Raw genomic sequence first — 16,490 nt, 5'->3', positions numbered from 1 at the left:
TGAAACATACCTTAGATAAATAAAAGATTTTGGAGAAGAACCTTGGCTAATACAAAGCAAGCAAAGAAGCGCGTTCGCCAATCCGAAAAGCATCGGCGACACAATGCCAGCATGCGTTCCATGCTTCGCACCTACATCAAGAAAGTCACTGCCGCGATTGCAGCAGGCAATCAAGAGGCAGCTCTTGCTTCTCTTCAGGAAGCAACTCCCGTGATAGACCGCATGGTCAACAAGGGCATCATTCACAAGAATAAAGCTGCGCGTCACAAGAGCAGATTGACCCAGCACGTAAAAAAGTTAGGTGAAAAAGCCGGCGCCAACGCTTAAGTCTGCTGATTTTGCCATAAAATCCCTGCACTAGCCCTGCTATTGCGGGGTTTTTTGTTTGTCCCGCTTCCCTCCGGATACACCCGGACAATGGCGCCAAAAAACTCCGCTGGCCAGCCCGGCAGCTTTTTCATCGCCCGCTATTCTTCCCCAGCGCTCCCTTGGTCAATCAGATAATGCATGGTTTCTTTGGCAAGCTCATCCAGCCCTTGCCTGGCCAGGCCCGAAATGATGAATACACGGCCTTTCCAGCGCAGTCTCTTGACTATGTCCCGGCATTTTGACTCTGCCTCTTCCGGCATCAGCAAGTCCACCTTGTTCAATACCAGCCAGCATTCCTTTTTCATCAAATCATCGCTGTACTTGGCCAATTCAGCTGAAATGGCTTTCACATTCTCTACCGGATCACTGCCGTCCACGGGCGCAACATCAACCACGTGGTAAAGCAAACGCGTCCTCGCGACGTGTTTCAGAAAGCGTATGCCCAGGCCTGCCCCTTCCGCCGCCCCTTCAATCAATCCGGGCAAATCTGCGATCACGAAACTGCGAAAATGGGAAACCCGAACCACACCCAGGTAAGGATAAAGCGTAGTAAACGGGTAATCCGCCACTTTAGGCCGTGCTGACGACATGGAACTGATAAGAGTGGATTTGCCTGCGTTAGGCATGCCTACCAGCCCTACATCAGCCAATACCTTTAATTCCAGCCGCAGGTTACGCTTTTCGCCTTCCTGACCGGGAATTGTTCTGCGCGGAGCGCGGTTGACACTACTTTTAAAACGAGCATTTCCCACGCCATGGCGCCCGCCTTTTGCCACGCAGGCAACCTGGCCTGCCATGGTCAAATCAACGATCAATTCATCCGTATCATCATCGTAAACGATAGTCCCCACTGGAACCCTCAAAAACAAGTCCTGGCCGCTTTTTCCCGTGCAGTCCCTGCTGCCCCCCTTCTCGCCGTTTTCAGCTCTGTAGGTGCGAATATAGCGGTAATCCACCAGCGTATTAATGCTTTCATCCGCCTGCAAATACACGCTGCCGCCGTCACCGCCGTCACCGCCGTCGGGACCGCCCAGCGGCATGAATTTCAAGCGCAAAAAACTGCACGCGCCATTGCCGCCCTTGCCGGCTTCGATATAAATTTTCGCCTCATCTACGAATTTCATAATGACCACATTCAGATACGGTTGGACTGAAGCATACAATATTTTTATTATTCAAAAAGATGCGACAGAATATCCCTGGTAAAAAAAAGCCTCACCAGGGAAGGATGAGGCTTCTTATTGATTTTAAATTAAATTATCCAAGGGGCGGCATAATCGCCCGGCAGAAGTCGTCAAGCTGCTTCTACTGGTTCTACAGGTTCAATGCTCACGCTGCGTTTGCGCATGGGTCCTTTGACACCAAACACAACGCGGCCGGATACCAATGCGTAAAGCGTGTGGTCTCTGCCCAGACCAACATGCATGCCGGGGTGAAACTTGGTCCCGCGTTGGCGGACAAGAATTTCACCAGCATTGACGATTTGTCCGCCATAACGCTTGATACCGAGATATTTGGGGTTAGAATCACGACCATTTCGTGTACTACCGCCAGCTTTTTTATGTGCCATTGTGGATCCCCCTGCTAAGCCTCAATCTGCGTGATTTTTACTTCGGTAAAGTTCTGTCTGTGACCCTGCCATTTTTCATGGTGTTTTCTGCGACGGAACTTGACGATCTCAATCTTCTTATGACGGCCTTGGGATACAACGGTCGCTGACACTTTGCAGCCATCCAGGTAAGGACGTCCCACCTTGATTTTGTCGCCTTCACCCACTAATAAAATCTTGTCAAAATTTACAGTCGAGCCCACCTCTTCAGGCAGTGACTCAAGCTTCAGGGTATCTCCCTCTTGAACACGGTATTGTTTACCGCCACTAAATATTACTGCGTACATTTATAACACTCCAACGCTGTCCATTTGATACGGATACTAAAAAGAGGGTGAATTATATTTTATTACCCTCACAGCCGCAACTACTTTACAACAAGATACAAGGCTTGAGACTTGAACCGTCGTCAAATCAATACGGAACTCGCTTCGAATCCAGCCCGGCACGAATAACCGCAAACAATCAAGTCAGTCTTCACGTCAAACAAAAAGCCAGATTAGCGAACCAATCTGGCGAGTTTTAAAACGATTTATTATTTTATTTATAACCTTTAGGCTGCTGCATTATCATCGCGGCGGCCAACCAGTTCAACAATGGCCATGGGCGCATTGTCACCCTTGCGAAAATCGCATTTCAATATACGCAAATATCCGCCCGGACGTGTCTTAAAGAATGGTCCGATTTCGTTAAACAGTTTCAACACGGCTTCACGATCGCGAAGACGGGTATAGGCAAGCCGGCGCTTATGTAACGTGTCTTCCTTGGCCAATGTGATAAGTGGCTCAACAAATCTTCTCAATTCTTTGGCCTTTGGTAATGTTGTTTTAATCATTTCATGTTGCAGCAAGGAAACCATCATGTTTTTAAACATTGCCTTGCGATGGCTGCTTGTGCGACTCAGATTACGACCACTGTTACGATGACGCATGACTATAAACCCTTTTAATTTTAATACTTGATATCAATATATTCTCTGGATCAATGACATTTCCAATCAGTTACTTGGCTTCATCTTTTTCATGAGCTGATGTGGGCGTCCGCCAGCCATCAATTTTGGTACCCAACGCCAGACCATGCGCAGCAAGTACATTTTTGATCTCGGTTAAAGATTTCTTGCCCAGGTTAGGTGTTTTCAAGAGATCTGCCTCGGTGCGCTGTACCAGATCACCGATAAAGAAAATATTTTCTGCCTTCAGACAGTTTGCAGATCTGACCGTCAATTCAAGATCATCAACCGGACGGTAATAAATCGGATTGACCGAGTCTTCACGCGAAGATTTTTCCTGAACCAGCGGAGCTGATTGCAGGTCTACAAATGCTGCCAATTGCTGCTGCAAAATAGTTGCTGACCGTCTGATCGCTTCTTCCGGATCCAGTGTGCCATTTGTTTCAAGGTCAATCACTAATTTATCCAAGTCTGTTCGTTGTTCAACACGGGCATTTTCAACCGTGTAAGCAACCCGGCGAATCGGGCTGAAGCTGGCATCAAGGTGCAAAGCGCCTATGGTCGTCTTGCCTTCAGTCTTACGCGTTCTGACAACGGCTGGCTGATAACCTCTTCCCAGCATGACTTTCAAGGTCATGTTAAGCGAACCGCTTTCATTCAAGTGCGCGATGACATGATTTGGATTAATAATTTCAACATCGTGCTCGGGTTCAATATCGCCGGCAATAACAGGGCCCGGACCCTTTTTGCTAAGCTTAAGAGTCACATCCTGACGTCCATGGAGCCTGATAGCCACACCCTTGAGGTTTAGCAGGATTTCAACGACATCTTCCTGAACGCCTGAAATAGCACTGTATTCATGCAAAACACCATCGATTTTTACTTCAACGATAGCAGCTCCCGGCATAGAAGACAGCAATATTCTACGCAAGGTGTTTCCTAGTGTATGTCCAAAACCGCGTTCAAGCGGTTCCAATGTGATTTTCGCATGAAATGGCGAAACCGTTTCGACGGCGATTTCACGAGGTGTTAAAAAATCAAATGGATTATTTTGCATGTAACAACCTCTCTATCCCAGAAGTGACTATTTAGAGTAAAGCTCAACAATTAACTGTTCATTAATATCTGGCGGCAAGCGATCACGATCCGGGGCATTTTTGAATGTGCCGGAGTACGCGCCTGCATCAACTTCCAGCCAGTCACAGCTAGGACGGGCTTGTGCCAATGTCAAAGCCGATTGTATGCGCAACTGGGTCTTGGCGCCTTCACGCACACTGACAACATCACCGGGAGACAGTAAATAAGATGGTATGTTTACCACCTTGCCATTCACCAGGATACAGCGGTGAGTCACCAACTGTCTTGCTTCCGCACGGGTGGATCCAAAGCCCATACGGTAAACAACGTTATCCAGTCTTCTTTCAAGAAGCTTCAACAGATTTTCACCCGTTGAACCTTTCAAGCGAGTTGCTTTTTTGAAATAGTTTTCAAATTGACGTTCCAGAATACCATACATTCTGCGAACTTTCTGCTTTTCGCGTAACTGAACGCCATGTTCTGTTTCACGACCGCGGCGGGCGCCATGTTGCCCTGGCGCAGTGTCCAGTTTACATTTTGTATCCAAAGATCTAACACCGCTCGTAAGTGAAAGATCCATTCTTTCCCGTCGGGAAAGTTTGCAGCGAGGACCTAAATACCGTGCCATTTGATTATCTCCTGTTACACGCGTCGTTTCTTGGGCGCGCGGCAGCCATTAAATGGGATGCCTGTTACGTCTGTGATTGATACAATTTTCAAGCCGACTGCGTACAATGCTCGAATTGCGGATTCTCTGCCAGGTCCCGGACCTTTTACTCTGACCTGGACATTTTTCATGCCAAAGTTTTCAACTACAGCCTGACCAGCTTTTTGAGCAGCTTCACCTGCCGCATAAGGCGTTGATTTACGCGAACCACGGTAGCCGCAGTTTGCTGCGCTGGTCCAGGCGACTGTGTTTCCCTGGACATCGGTAATAGTTACAATCGTGTTGTTAAATGATGAATAGATATGTGCAATGCCATCACTTATTTGACGTTTTGATTTCTTTCTTGGTTTTACTGCTGCTTCAGCCATGTCGCTTGTCTACCTTCTATTTGCCTTTTCTTTTGCCTTTGCGTGTGCGCGCATTTGTCCTGGTGCGTTGTCCGCGGGCAGGCAAGCCACGTTTATGGCGTGTGCCGCGATAAGTACCCAGCTCAACAAGACGTTTGATATTCATTGCTACTTCTCGGCGCAAATCACCTTCTACACGAAACTTGGCAATCTCGCCTCGCAAGCCTTCGAGTTCAGCTTCAGTCAAATCTTTGACTTTTTTGGTAGGATCAACTTTCGCCGAGCCACAGATGACTTTGGCACGATTTCGTCCAATCCCATAAATAGCAGTAAGCCCTATAACAATATGCTTCTGCATTGGTATAATTACGCCTGCAATACGGGCAGCCATTCAATCACTCCTAACTTTCTTACTAAATTATCTTAACAAACATACAAAAAGCGCATGAGTGTAATATTCAATTACGGAAAAATCAACCTTGTTTTTGTTTATGACGCTTTTCTTTGCAAATAATCCTGACAACGTTATGACGTTTAACGACCTTGCAATTGCGGCATATCTTTTTAACAGATGCACCCACTTTCATTTTTTTATCCTCAAGCTTGCTCTTATTCATGCGACAATAAGCCTGGCGCAGAACAAGTGTTTCATTTATAACAAAAAACCAAGCATTAGCGAAGGGAGTTAAAACCACCGCCTCGCAAATTTGCCTTCTTTAACAATGACTCATATTGAAAAGACATAATATGAGCCTGTACCTGTGCCATAAAGTCCATCACAACCACCACGATGATCAGCAGGGAAGTGCCGCCAAAATAAAAGGGGACATTCCAGGCTAATATCAGGAACTCTGGCAGCAGGCAGACTAATGTAACATAGATCGCACCTGCAAGTGTCAACCGTGTCATGACATTATCGATATATCGCGCTGTCTGTTCGCCTGGACGTATCCCGGGAATGAACGCGCCAGACTTTTTCAGGTTTTCAGCAGTTTCTTTCGGGTTGAAGACAAGCGCAGTGTAGAAGAAACAGAAAAAGATAATGCCCGCACTGAACAAAATCATGTGTAATGGCTGGCCTTGCTGCAACGCAACACTTAAAGTGCTCAGCCATTCCATCCCTTTTGTGTTGCCAAACCATTGTGCGATGGTGGCAGGGAACAAAATAAGGCTGGATGCGAATATGGGAGGTATCACACCTGCCATATTGATCTTCAAGGGCAAATGTGAACTCTGAGCGGAATAAACCTTGCCGCCCTGCATACGCCTTGCATAATTGATAGTAATTCGACGCTGTGCGCGTTCAATAAAGACAACCAGGGCGACGACGCCTATAACAGCCGCGGCCACCAATAACAATACCACAACTTGTAACTGTCCTTCTCTTACCTGTTCCAGCGTTCTTCCCAATGCCGCGGGAAGTCCAGCAACAATACCAGCAAAGATAATCATGGAGATACCGTTGCCTATGCCGCGTTCCGTGACTTGTTCACCCAGCCACATCAGGAACATGGTCCCGGTAACCAGCGTCAATGCCGTTGTAAAGTAGAAGGCAAACCCCGGAGCAAGAGCAACGCCATTCGCCACCAGCATCTTGGATACGCCAATTGCCTGAAATGCCGAGAGTATCACTGTTCCGTAGCGGGTATACTTGTTTATTTTACGCTGCCCTGATTCACCTTCTTTCCGCAGTTCGGACAGGCTTGGTGAAAGAACAGTTAACAACTGGATAATAATGGACGCAGAGATATAAGGCATGATACCCAATGCAAAAATGCTAAAGCGCATCAGCGCACCGCCTGAGAACATGTTGAACAAGCCTACAATATTATTTTGCTGCCCGTTAAAAAGTTCCTGCAAGCGTTGTGGATTCAGGCCCGGTACAGGAATGTATGAGCCAATCCTGAATACTACAATTGCTAGTAATACGAATAATAAACGATATTTAAGATCCGTAAATCCGCTAGAATTGAAATTGACACCGCGCCTGCCTTCTGCCATTTATCCCTCGATTTTTCCCTTAGCTGCTTCTATTGCCTTACGGGCACCCGCAGTAACCGCTATACCACGAATGGTAACAGCACGGCCAATTTCACCCGATCCTATAATTTTGATATCTTTGGTGTCACGTCTGACCAAGCCTGCCGCTATCAAAGCTGCGAGGTCAATCACATCAGATTCGACACGACCAAGATCTGACAAATAAACTTCATCCCTGTGCAATGATTGTCTGGAGCGAAATCCCGATTTAGGGATTCGTCTTTGCAAAGGCATTTGGCCGCCTTCGAAACCGACCTTGTGATATCCACCCGCGCGAGCGCGCTGACCTTTATGACCTCTGCCACATGTCTTGCCTTTACCTGAACCTATGCCACGACCTAACCGTTTAGATTTAGTCTTGGAACCAGGAGCTGGATGTAAAGTATTAAGTTGCATCTTTACAATACCTCTACAGATGTTGTTAACGTTATTTCTGCTGATATTGCCTGATATCAGGTCAGGCTATCCGAGCAGCTCTTCTACATTCTTGCCGCGTTTTGACGCCACGAAGTCTGGCGTAGTGATACTGGACAACGCCTTGAGCGTAGCTCTGACCACGTTGACCGGATTGGTGGAGCCGCCAATTTTTGCGAGTACATTCTTGACGCCAAGCACTTCAAACACTGCGCGCATGGCACCACCTGCAATGATACCGGTACCATCGGAAGCCGGCTTCATGAATACGCGTGTCGCGCCATGTTTGCCAGTGACCTGATGATGCAGAGTGTCGCCTTTCAATACAACATGCCGCATATTCTTTCGCGCATTTTCGAGAGACTTCTGAATCGCAACAGGCACTTCTCGCGCTTTACCTCTGCCAATGCCAATACGGCCGTTACCATCGCCAACCACTGTCACTGCCGCGAAGCTGAAGATTTTACCGCCTTTGACCACTTTTGCATTACGTGCAACAGCTACAAGCTTTTCAGTGTAGCCGTCACCTTTAGAACCTTGATCAAAACTTGCCATAGCTTAACCCTTATGTGCCTTAAAATTGTAACCCAACTTCTCTTGCCGCTTCAGCCAGTGCCTTAATGCGGCCATGGTATGCAAAACCAGCGCGGTCAAATGCGACTTCTGTAATACCAGCTTCCAGGGCTCTTTGGGCAATCAGTTTACCCACTTCTTTAGCCGCCTCAATATTACCTGTAGACTTCATTTTTTTACGCAATTCTTTATCCAGTGTTGATGCGCAAACCAGTGTCTTAGCACCATCAGACGATGTTACCTGTGCGTACATATGACGCGGCGTCTTGTGTACAGTCAATCGGGTAACTTCCAAGTCACGGATTTTTAATCGTGTACGCTTGGCTCTACGCAATCTTGTAATTTTCTTATTCATTACCATTTCACCCTGCTAATAACTTGTTCGCTCTTATAATTGGTGCGCAACCCTGTCTTTTATGCGATGTATTCATACGAATCATTGCATTTGCCACTTTGAAATACTGCATCCTAGTACGATGCGCTATTTCTTCTTCGTTTCCTTGATTTCTATGACTTCATTTGCATAACGCACGCCCTTGCCTTTATAAGGTTCAGGTCCGCGTATTTGTCTTATCTGCGCCGCCACCAGGCCAACCATTTCTTTATTTGAACCTTTTATGACGATTTCAGTCTGGGTTGGCGTTTCAATTGTAATACCCTCCGGAACAGAAAAATCCGTTGGATGTGAAAAACCCAGACTAAGCGAAAGAATTTTGCCCTTTGCCTGCGCTCTGTAGCCCACGCCTACCAAAAGCAGCTTGCGCTCAAACCCCTGTGTGACGCCGTGTATTACATTATTAATATTAGCACGCATGGTACCGGCAATAGATTTATAAAGTTTTACACTTTTACCGGTTATAACACCCTGGGTCTTTGAATTTGGCTGCACTTTTATCTCGTTGCTTTCAACGGATACATGCACAAACGGATGCAGCGGAACTGAAAGCTGTCCTTTTGGACCCTTGACCGACAACATAAGACCTTGAAGTTTGACTTCTACACCAGCAGGTATAACAACTGGCTTTCTACCTACTCTTGATGTTGGGACACTCGATGACGTTGTCATACTCACTCCTACTCAACCGTGCATAAAACTTCACCGCCGACTTGCTGCGCGCGTGCAGTTTTATCCGACATCACTCCCTTGGGAGTGGAAACAATCGATATTCCCAGACCGCCACGAACCAGTGGAATCTGGTCATATCCTTTATAAACACGCAGCGAAGGGCGGCTGACACGATCGATTCGTTCAATGACAGGTCTGCCCTGATAATATTTTAACGTTACGTGCAAGTTCTTCTTTTTTTCGGACTCTATCACTTCGAAATCGTTAATAAAGCCCTCATCTTTCAATACTTGTAAGATTTCTTTTTTAAAGCTGGAATGCGGCATGCGAATGGACTTGATCCCCATAGCCTGAGCATTTCGTATGCATGTTAGCATATCAGAAACTGGATCTTGCATTGACATCTGACACCTCTGTATATCTGTTTTTTACCAACTGGCTTTATGCATTCCAGGGACCATACCATTAATGGTGGCAATCCGCATATGCAATCTGCACAAGCCTGTTAATCGGTTGTAGGCGCGCGGTCTGCCGCAGAGTTTGCAGCGATTGCGTCTACGCGTTGGACTCGAATCACGAGGAAGATCTTGCAATTTCTGCATAGCTTCCCAGCGGTCCTTGTCACTCAAGTGTATATTACTAACATCTTCTCTTAATTGATCGCGCTTGGCTCTTAAGCGGCTCACAAGTTTGATGCGTTTTGCATTACGATTTCTTACTGATTTTTTTGCCATATTCCTTAACTCACTTCTTTCTCTCTAAAAGGGAAATTAAATGCCTGCAAGAGAGCAAACGCTTCTTTGTTAGTTGCAGCAGAGGTAGTAATAGTAATATCCATTCCTCTAAGCGCATCAATCTTGTCGTACTCGATTTCAGGAAATACGATTTGCTCTTTTATACCCAGGCTATAGTTACCGCGGCCGTCAAACGACTTTGCACTCACGCCACGAAAATCACGCACACGCGGCAAGGCTATGGTTATTAACCTGTCAAGAAATTCATACATCTTGTCCCGGCGCAGCGTCACCTTGCAGCCAATTGGCCAGCCTTCGCGAATCTTGAATCCAGCGATAGACTTGCGTGACAGAGTGGGTACAACTTTCTGACCTGTGATCTTTTCCAGGTCACCAATTGCATTCATCAAAATCTTCTTGTCAGCCGCGGCTTCTCCAACGCCCATATTGATTGTGATCTTTTCAATACGCGGAACCTGCATGACAGACTTGTACCCAAACTTTTCTTTCAGCTTGGAAACGACTTCTTTACGATAAAAATCGAGCAACCTTGGCATAACTACACCTTACCCTTTAACTTCAACAAGTTGATCGCTGGCTTTCAAGAAACGCGCACGCTGACCGTCTTTTAATATGCGAATACCAACCCGGCTGCCCTTCTTGGCAGTATGGTCATAAATCATGACATTAGAGCGGTGAATCGGCATGTTTTTGTCGACTATTCCGCCGCGCTCACCTGCGTTAGGATTGGCCTTAACATGTTTTTTGGCTGTATTGATACCTTCAACCAGCAGTTTCTCGCCGCCGTCAACCACAGAAAGGACTGTTCCTCTCTTTCCCTTGTCTTTACCTGCGATGATTACCACTTCATCGCCTTTTTTGATCTTTTTCATAGTCGTATCTCTTTAATCTGCTAGCTAGAGAACTTCAGGAGCTAACGATATGATCTTCATAAAGTTTTCACCGCGCAGCTCTCTCGTAATAGGACCGAAAACACGGGTTCCGATCGGCTGCAATTGCGTGTTTAATAACACAACTGCATTTTCATCAAATCGAATGGATGATCCGTCTGACCTTCTGACACCCTTTTTAGTCCTGACTATAACAGCGTTTAAGACTTCGCCTTTCTTGACCTTGCCGCGGGGGATGGCTTCTTTCACAGAAACCTTGATTACATCCCCGATGCTGGCATATCGGCGTCGAGTGCCACCTAAAACCTTTATACACATGACACGACGTGCGCCGCTGTTATCAGCCACATCGAGCATTGTTCGCATCTGAATCATGCTTTACTCCAACTTACCTGTGGACGTGCCTTTTTGAGCCCGCCAATATTATCATGTTTAAATAAAAATAAAAGCTTAATACAACATCTTTTCGCTATTATTATTGCGTGAAAATCAGCAATATACGGGCAAAATTATTGTTGTTCTTCTCGTTTTAGAATCTCTACCAACTTCCAGCGCTTTGTCTTGGACAAAGGACGGGTCTGCTGTATCACAACGAGATCCCCTATATGGCAAGCATTATCCTCATCATGCGCGTACATCTTGGAAAAACGGCGTATGTATTTTCCATATAACGGATGTTTAACCTTGCGCTCAACCTGAACAACGATTGTTTTGTTCATTTTATCGCTAATGACTGTGCCAGTAATTGTTCTTGATGACTTCTCTTTTTCAACCATTTTTTCGTCCGTCATACTATTGAACCCTTTTCTTTCAGTATCGTTTTGATTCGTGCTATATCCAGCCTGACCTTCTTGAACAGATTGGATTTTGGTGACTGCCCGGCGCCTTTTTGAATCCGCAGGTTAAACTGCTCTTTCAACAAGGCGAGCAGTTCCGTCTTCAGCTCATCCACACTCTTATTTCTTAATTCAATCGCTTTCATTACATTATCGTCCGCGCTACAAATTCTGTTTTAACCGGTAACTTGGCAGCAGCCAAACCTAAAGCTTCACGTGCCAAATCTTCAGTGACTCCTTCAATCTCGAACATGACGCGCCCTGGCTGTACCAGTGCTACCCAGTATTCCACATTGCCTTTACCGGAACCCTGTCTCACTTCCAATGGCTTCTTGGTAATTGGCTTATCAGGAAATACTCTGATCCAGACTTTGCCGCCACGCTTGATGTGTCTGGACATCGCGCGTCTTGCAGCTTCGATCTGCCGCGCCGTGATACGACCATGTTCAACCGTTTTCAGACCGAACTCGCCATAACTTACCTTTGTACCGCGAGTGGCAATACCGCGGTTGCGACCCTTAAATTGTTTGCGATATTTAGTACGCTTTGGTTGCAACATGGATTATTTCTCCTGCTTAGCGGTTTTCTCGGTGCTCTCTGTCTGGGTGGACTTATCGCCAATGATTTCACCCTTGAATATCCACACCTTAACCCCAATTACACCGTATGTCGTATACGCTTCAGCAAGTGCGTAGTCTATATCTGCGCGGAAGGTCTGCAATGGCACACGGCCCTCGCGATACCATTCTGTACGGGCAATTTCAGAACCACCTAGACGCCCGCTGACACTAATCTTGATTCCGAGCGCGCCCGAGCGCAGCGCTGTAGTCACAGCGCGCTTCATGGCTCGTCTGAACATGATACGACGCTCCAATTGCTGAGCCACTGATTCAGCCACCAGTCTTGCATCCAGTTCGGGTTTGCGGACTTCTTCTATGCTGACATGAACAGGCACATTGACTATCTTGCTCACCTCATCACGCAGCGCCTCAACTTCTTTACCACTCTTTCCAATGATGACGCCCGGCCTGGCAGTATAAACTGTCACTCTGGCATTGCGAGCGGGGCGGTCAATCTGGATACGGCTGATACCAGCTTGTGCCAGCTTCTTTCGCAGATAGTCTCTGACCTTCAGGTCCGCACATAATGTGTCTGAAAATTCCTTTGCCGATGAATACCACCTGGATGCCCAGTCTTTCACAATACCTAAACGTATACCGACTGGATTAACTTTTTGGCCCATTACCTCTTACTCCTCATCCGATAAAACGATTGTAATATGACAGGTAGGCTTCAAAATCCGGGAACCACGCCCCTTGGCCTTTGCCTGCATACGTTTATACGTCGGACCTTGATCTGCGAACACTTTGGTGACTTTCAATTCATCAATATCTGCACCGTGATTATGTTCAGCATTTGCAATTGCCGAATCCAATACCTTCTTGAGCACAGCCGCGGATCTTTTACGGCTGAATTTCAAAATATCTAACGCGCGATCAATGGGCAGTCCACGGATCTGGTCGCAAACAAGACGGCACTTTTGCGGTGACAATCTTGCAAATTTTAATTTCGCTGCAACTTCCATACTCAATTCCTCTTTCGTTTAGGCCTCTATTCAGATGCTTTAGCCGCTTCTTCAGCGCCCTTAGCCTTTCTATCACCAGAGTGCCCGCGGAATGTACGGGTAATGGCAAATTCCCCGAGTTTGTACCCAACCATGTTTTCAGTAACATAAACAGGCACATGCAGCCTGCCGTTATGAACAGCAATCGTTAAACCAACCATTTCAGGTACAATCATTGACCGTCTGGACCAGGTTTTAATTGGTCTCTTGTCACTCGTTGCAACGGCCTTCTCAACCTTTTTGATCAGGTGGTTATCTACAAATGGTCCTTTTTTAATTGAACGTGGCACGCTGACACCTCTTACTCAATAAGTTATAACTATTTCTTGTTAGCATCACGGACGATAAATTTGGCTGTACGCTTGTTACGGCGTGTTTTATAGCCCTTAGTTGGCACACCCCATGGAGTAACAGGATGACGTCCGCCCTTTGTTCTTCCTTCACCACCACCATGCGGGTGATCGATAGGATTCATTGCCGTCCCTCTCACCGTCGGACGGATACCTCGATGACGCGTTGCACCAGCCTTACCCAGAGAGCGCAGATTATGTTCTGAATTGCTGACTTCGCCAACCACAGCCCGGCATTCAGACAAAACCTTGCGCATTTCGCCCGAGCGTAGTCTCAATGTTGCGTATATGCCCTCACGCGCAATTAACTGTACAGAAGCACCTGCGCTGCGCGCGAGTTTCGCACCGCCGCCCGGCTGCATTTCAATACAGTGAACCGTGGAACCAACCGGAATATTGATCAGAGGCAAGCAGTTACCTGCCTTAATGGCAACGTCTTTCCCGGAAGCCACTTCATCACCGGCTTTCAAACCTTGAGGCGCTATCATATAACGTCGTTCGCCGTCGGCATATAATAACAAGGCAATAAACGCGCTTCGGTTAGGATCGTATTCCAGCCTTTCAACCTTGGCCGGTATACCATCCTTATCACGCTTGAAATCAACCAGGCGGTATTTTTGCCTATGTCCGCCGCCAATATGCCGGCAGGTAATTCTGCCTTGATTGTTTCTGCCGCCCGTTTTGGATTTTTTCACAACCAGCGCAGCATGCGGCTCGCCCTTATGAAGGTCTTTATTCACGACCTTTATCGCAAAACGCTTACCTGGCGATGTTGGTGAATGCTTAACAATTGCCATATTATCCTCAATTTCTCAATCAGTTACTTAATTTTGTCTTCATCATGTTTACTTGCTGGCAAACGTGAGGAAACGCATTAGTCTATTCAGGGCCGCGCTATTATAATATGAAAACAGCCGAGAGCAACTTGAACACGCTCTTTTTTATTACTTATTGCGCTCCGATGATATCCAGCTTCTGATCCGCCTGCAGCGTAACATATGCCTTTTTCCACCCCTGGCGCTTGCCTTCAAAGCCGCGGAACATCTTTTTCTTGGGTCTGACATTCACAATCCTGACTGTCTTGACCTTTGCATTAAACAAATGTTCGATAGCATCTTTCACTTCAGGCTTGGTTGCGTTATCTGCCACTTCAAACACATACTCATTACGCTTTTCCATGGCAATGGTCGATTTTTCAGAAACATGCGGTGTTAGTATTACTTGTAAAAGACGTTCCTGGTTCATTTCAGCAACCCCTCGATCTCTTTAATTGCAGCCTGAGTAACTATGATCTTGTCCGCTTTTACCAGTGATACTGGATCTGTAGCAGCTGTCGCCGCGTCTCTCACCTCGACCTCGGGCAGGTTGCGCGCGGAAAGATAAAGATTCTCTTCCACAGAATCAGCAATTATCAGCACACTGCCTTCAATCTTCATTTTATCCAGCATCTTCAGCAAGGACTTTGTTTTTGGCGCATCTACTTGAAATTCATCCACAATCAACAATCTTTCTTGCCGGATCAATTCAGAGAATATGGAACGCAAAGCGCCTTTATACATTTTTTTGTTAACTTTTTGTTTATATGATCTTGGCTTTGCTGCAAAGACAATACCGCCCTTACGCCATATCGGGCTGCGAATTGTACCAGCACGAGCTCTGCCTGTACCTTTTTGTTTAAATGGCTTGCTGCCGCCACCGCTGACTTCTGCGCGTGTTTTTTGCGCCTTGGTTCCAGCGCGGCCGGCTGCCATATACGCTGTCACTATCTGATGAATAAGTGATTCATTGAACTCACAAGCGAATACGGAGTCAGCCAGTTCAATCTTTTTCTGCGAGCTTGATAATTTTATTTCCATCGCCTTCTCCTTACGCGCTCTTCTTGACTGCAGGGCGTATCACAACATACGCATTGGTTGCGCCAGGAACGGCGCCTCTGACCAAAACCAGATTGCGTTCAGCATCGATACGAACGATTTGTTGTGACAATATGGTGCGCACCACGTCACCCATATGCCCGGCCATTCTTTTGCCTTTGAAAACCTTGCCTGGTGACTGTCTTTGACCAATAGATCCAGGGGCGCGATGCGAAAGCGAGTTACCATGTGAAGCATCTTGTGAGTTAAAATGATGCCGCTTGATAACGCCGGCGAAACCTTTACCCTTTGATATTCCAGTCACATCGACATACTGACCCACGGTAAAGCGATCCACCTTGATTTCGGAACCCACTGTCAAGCCATCGAGATCTTTTGCATCTTCAACATAAAATTCACGCAGTTCGCAGCCTGGCTCCACACCCGCTTTAGCGAAGTGGCCAGCCTCAGGCTTTGTCAAGCTCGTGCGCTTGCAAGTGCCTGTTGTAACCTGAATAGCATGATACCCATCGTTATCCAGTGTCTTGACCTGGGTAATACGATTAGGAAGCACTTCGATTACTGTAACAGGTATAGACACCCCATCCTCAGTAAACACCCGCGTCATTCCGCATTTTTTGCCAACTAAACCTATTGTCATTTTTATAGCCTCAAACTATAGACTCTCATTCAATCCATCTTCCCTTGCGGGGAATAACAGTGTTGTCTGAGCAGTTAATCTTCCGCATCCACGCTGATTTGCACATCAACCCCTGCTGCGAGGTCAAGCTTCATGAGAGCGTCAATCGTCTTGTCTGTAGGACGATTAATGTCTACCACGCGCTTGTGCGTACGCAGTTCATACTGATCTCTTGCATCTTTATCAGCATTGGGTGAAATACAAATTGTATAGCGCTCGATGCGCGTAGGCAGCGGAATAGGGCCTCTAACCTGTGCCCCTGTCCGTTTTGCCGTTTCAACAATTTCTCTGGTTGATTTATCAATTAATCGGTGATCAAACGATTTCAACCGAATACGTATTCTCTGACTTTTTCTTCCTATTGCCATAGC

Annotated in this window: 31 protein-coding genes; 1 reads left to right on the top strand and 30 read right to left on the bottom strand. The window is 46.6% G+C overall.

Going from position 1 to position 16,490, the window contains the following annotated elements; translation table 11 throughout:
* Nucleotides 1-42 precede the first annotated feature (42 nt).
* Nucleotides 43-327 (top strand): 30S ribosomal protein S20, encoded by a 285-nt coding sequence (gene rpsT / locus AQULUS_RS02385; RefSeq protein ID WP_148338259.1) that lies wholly within the window; start codon nt 43-45, stop codon nt 325-327.
* A 140-nt stretch (nt 328-467) separates the two neighbouring features.
* Here rpsT and cgtA read toward each other — a convergent pair whose 3' ends face one another.
* From cgtA to rpsJ, 30 genes are all read right to left on the bottom strand, one after another.
* Nucleotides 468-1,493 (bottom strand): Obg family GTPase CgtA, encoded by a 1,026-nt coding sequence (cgtA, locus tag AQULUS_RS02380; RefSeq protein ID WP_148338257.1) that lies wholly within the window; start codon nt 1,491-1,493, stop codon nt 468-470.
* 170 nt (nt 1,494-1,663) lie between these two features.
* Nucleotides 1,664-1,939 (bottom strand): 50S ribosomal protein L27, encoded by a 276-nt coding sequence (rpmA, locus tag AQULUS_RS02375; protein WP_148338255.1) that lies wholly within the window; start codon nt 1,937-1,939, stop codon nt 1,664-1,666.
* Nucleotides 1,940-1,953: 14 nt separating this feature from the next.
* Nucleotides 1,954-2,265 carry a 50S ribosomal protein L21 gene (rplU, locus tag AQULUS_RS02370; protein ID WP_148338253.1) on the bottom strand — a complete coding sequence of 104 codons (312 nt, stop codon included), beginning with the start codon at nt 2,263-2,265 and terminating at the stop codon, nt 1,954-1,956.
* A 266-nt stretch (nt 2,266-2,531) separates the two neighbouring features.
* Nucleotides 2,532-2,909 (bottom strand): 50S ribosomal protein L17, encoded by a 378-nt coding sequence (rplQ, locus tag AQULUS_RS02365; RefSeq protein ID WP_148338251.1) that lies wholly within the window; start codon nt 2,907-2,909, stop codon nt 2,532-2,534.
* Nucleotides 2,910-2,979: 70 nt separating this feature from the next.
* Nucleotides 2,980-3,984 (bottom strand): DNA-directed RNA polymerase subunit alpha, encoded by a 1,005-nt coding sequence (locus AQULUS_RS02360; protein WP_148338249.1) that lies wholly within the window; start codon nt 3,982-3,984, stop codon nt 2,980-2,982.
* A 27-nt stretch (nt 3,985-4,011) separates the two neighbouring features.
* Nucleotides 4,012-4,632, bottom strand: coding sequence for a 30S ribosomal protein S4 (gene rpsD / locus AQULUS_RS02355; protein WP_148338247.1), 621 nt, complete (start codon nt 4,630-4,632; stop codon nt 4,012-4,014).
* Between the two features lie 14 nt (nt 4,633-4,646).
* Nucleotides 4,647-5,039, bottom strand: coding sequence for a 30S ribosomal protein S11 (gene rpsK / locus AQULUS_RS02350; RefSeq protein WP_148338245.1), 393 nt, complete (start codon nt 5,037-5,039; stop codon nt 4,647-4,649).
* Between the two features lie 16 nt (nt 5,040-5,055).
* Nucleotides 5,056-5,409, bottom strand: a complete 354-nt coding sequence (gene rpsM, locus AQULUS_RS02345) for a 30S ribosomal protein S13 (RefSeq protein ID WP_148338243.1) — start codon at nt 5,407-5,409, stop codon at nt 5,056-5,058.
* Nucleotides 5,410-5,491: 82 nt separating this feature from the next.
* The gene (gene rpmJ, locus AQULUS_RS02340) at nt 5,492-5,605 is read right to left on the bottom strand and encodes a 50S ribosomal protein L36 (RefSeq protein WP_148340251.1); all 114 of its coding nucleotides are present in this window, start codon (nt 5,603-5,605) and stop codon (nt 5,492-5,494) included.
* 85 nt (nt 5,606-5,690) lie between these two features.
* Nucleotides 5,691-7,019 (bottom strand): preprotein translocase subunit SecY, encoded by a 1,329-nt coding sequence (gene secY, locus AQULUS_RS02335; RefSeq protein WP_148338242.1) that lies wholly within the window; start codon nt 7,017-7,019, stop codon nt 5,691-5,693.
* Nucleotides 7,020-7,454: a 50S ribosomal protein L15 gene (gene rplO, locus AQULUS_RS02330; RefSeq protein ID WP_148338240.1), complete on the bottom strand. Its 435-nt coding sequence runs from the start codon at nt 7,452-7,454 to the stop codon at nt 7,020-7,022. It abuts the gene before it with no gap.
* Between the two features lie 66 nt (nt 7,455-7,520).
* On the bottom strand, nt 7,521-8,027 hold the full coding sequence (gene rpsE / locus AQULUS_RS02325) for a 30S ribosomal protein S5 (RefSeq protein WP_148338238.1): 507 nt from the start codon (nt 8,025-8,027) through the stop codon (nt 7,521-7,523).
* A gap of 19 nt (nt 8,028-8,046) precedes the next feature.
* The gene (gene rplR, locus AQULUS_RS02320; protein WP_148338236.1) at nt 8,047-8,400 is read right to left on the bottom strand and encodes a 50S ribosomal protein L18; all 354 of its coding nucleotides are present in this window, start codon (nt 8,398-8,400) and stop codon (nt 8,047-8,049) included.
* Between the two features lie 126 nt (nt 8,401-8,526).
* Nucleotides 8,527-9,111, bottom strand: coding sequence for a 50S ribosomal protein L6 (gene rplF / locus AQULUS_RS02315; RefSeq protein WP_148338233.1), 585 nt, complete (start codon nt 9,109-9,111; stop codon nt 8,527-8,529).
* Nucleotides 9,112-9,119: 8 nt separating this feature from the next.
* Nucleotides 9,120-9,515 carry a 30S ribosomal protein S8 gene (gene rpsH / locus AQULUS_RS02310; protein WP_148338231.1) on the bottom strand — a complete coding sequence of 132 codons (396 nt, stop codon included), beginning with the start codon at nt 9,513-9,515 and terminating at the stop codon, nt 9,120-9,122.
* 24 nt (nt 9,516-9,539) lie between these two features.
* Nucleotides 9,540-9,845, bottom strand: coding sequence for a 30S ribosomal protein S14 (gene rpsN / locus AQULUS_RS02305; RefSeq protein ID WP_148338229.1), 306 nt, complete (start codon nt 9,843-9,845; stop codon nt 9,540-9,542).
* 5 nt (nt 9,846-9,850) lie between these two features.
* The gene (gene rplE, locus AQULUS_RS02300) at nt 9,851-10,402 is read right to left on the bottom strand and encodes a 50S ribosomal protein L5 (RefSeq protein WP_148338227.1); all 552 of its coding nucleotides are present in this window, start codon (nt 10,400-10,402) and stop codon (nt 9,851-9,853) included.
* A 9-nt stretch (nt 10,403-10,411) separates the two neighbouring features.
* Nucleotides 10,412-10,738 carry a 50S ribosomal protein L24 gene (gene rplX, locus AQULUS_RS02295; RefSeq protein ID WP_148338225.1) on the bottom strand — a complete coding sequence of 109 codons (327 nt, stop codon included), beginning with the start codon at nt 10,736-10,738 and terminating at the stop codon, nt 10,412-10,414.
* Nucleotides 10,739-10,762: 24 nt separating this feature from the next.
* On the bottom strand, nt 10,763-11,131 hold the full coding sequence (rplN, locus tag AQULUS_RS02290) for a 50S ribosomal protein L14 (RefSeq protein WP_148338223.1): 369 nt from the start codon (nt 11,129-11,131) through the stop codon (nt 10,763-10,765).
* A gap of 134 nt (nt 11,132-11,265) precedes the next feature.
* A complete protein-coding gene (rpsQ, locus tag AQULUS_RS02285; protein ID WP_148340250.1) occupies nt 11,266-11,532 on the bottom strand; it encodes a 30S ribosomal protein S17 in 267 nt (88 codons plus the stop codon).
* 11 nt (nt 11,533-11,543) lie between these two features.
* Nucleotides 11,544-11,738 (bottom strand): 50S ribosomal protein L29, encoded by a 195-nt coding sequence (gene rpmC / locus AQULUS_RS02280; protein WP_148338221.1) that lies wholly within the window; start codon nt 11,736-11,738, stop codon nt 11,544-11,546.
* On the bottom strand, nt 11,738-12,151 hold the full coding sequence (gene rplP, locus AQULUS_RS02275) for a 50S ribosomal protein L16 (protein ID WP_148338219.1): 414 nt from the start codon (nt 12,149-12,151) through the stop codon (nt 11,738-11,740). Before rplP ends, rpmC begins: the two co-directional genes overlap by 1 nt.
* A gap of 3 nt (nt 12,152-12,154) precedes the next feature.
* Nucleotides 12,155-12,835, bottom strand: coding sequence for a 30S ribosomal protein S3 (gene rpsC / locus AQULUS_RS02270; protein WP_148338217.1), 681 nt, complete (start codon nt 12,833-12,835; stop codon nt 12,155-12,157).
* 6 nt (nt 12,836-12,841) lie between these two features.
* Nucleotides 12,842-13,177 (bottom strand): 50S ribosomal protein L22, encoded by a 336-nt coding sequence (gene rplV / locus AQULUS_RS02265; protein ID WP_148338215.1) that lies wholly within the window; start codon nt 13,175-13,177, stop codon nt 12,842-12,844.
* A 26-nt stretch (nt 13,178-13,203) separates the two neighbouring features.
* Entirely contained in the window at nt 13,204-13,506 is a 303-nt protein-coding gene (gene rpsS, locus AQULUS_RS02260; RefSeq protein WP_148338213.1) for a 30S ribosomal protein S19, read from the bottom strand.
* A 29-nt stretch (nt 13,507-13,535) separates the two neighbouring features.
* Entirely contained in the window at nt 13,536-14,363 is an 828-nt protein-coding gene (gene rplB / locus AQULUS_RS02255; protein WP_148338211.1) for a 50S ribosomal protein L2, read from the bottom strand.
* A 151-nt stretch (nt 14,364-14,514) separates the two neighbouring features.
* The gene (gene rplW, locus AQULUS_RS02250) at nt 14,515-14,811 is read right to left on the bottom strand and encodes a 50S ribosomal protein L23 (protein ID WP_148338209.1); all 297 of its coding nucleotides are present in this window, start codon (nt 14,809-14,811) and stop codon (nt 14,515-14,517) included.
* On the bottom strand, nt 14,808-15,422 hold the full coding sequence (gene rplD, locus AQULUS_RS02245) for a 50S ribosomal protein L4 (protein ID WP_148338207.1): 615 nt from the start codon (nt 15,420-15,422) through the stop codon (nt 14,808-14,810). The genes rplW and rplD overlap by 4 nt, the downstream gene beginning before the upstream one ends.
* A gap of 10 nt (nt 15,423-15,432) precedes the next feature.
* On the bottom strand, nt 15,433-16,080 hold the full coding sequence (gene rplC, locus AQULUS_RS02240) for a 50S ribosomal protein L3 (RefSeq protein WP_148338205.1): 648 nt from the start codon (nt 16,078-16,080) through the stop codon (nt 15,433-15,435).
* 74 nt (nt 16,081-16,154) lie between these two features.
* On the bottom strand, nt 16,155-16,487 hold the full coding sequence (rpsJ, locus tag AQULUS_RS02235; RefSeq protein WP_148338203.1) for a 30S ribosomal protein S10: 333 nt from the start codon (nt 16,485-16,487) through the stop codon (nt 16,155-16,157).
* Nucleotides 16,488-16,490: the final 3 nt, after the last annotated feature.

Source organism: Aquicella siphonis (genome assembly GCF_902459485.1).
GTDB classification, from domain to species: Bacteria; Pseudomonadota; Gammaproteobacteria; order DSM-16500; family DSM-16500; genus Aquicella; species Aquicella siphonis.
Note: the sequence above shows the minus strand (reverse complement) of the source record. Positions and strands in the feature narration are given on the sequence as shown.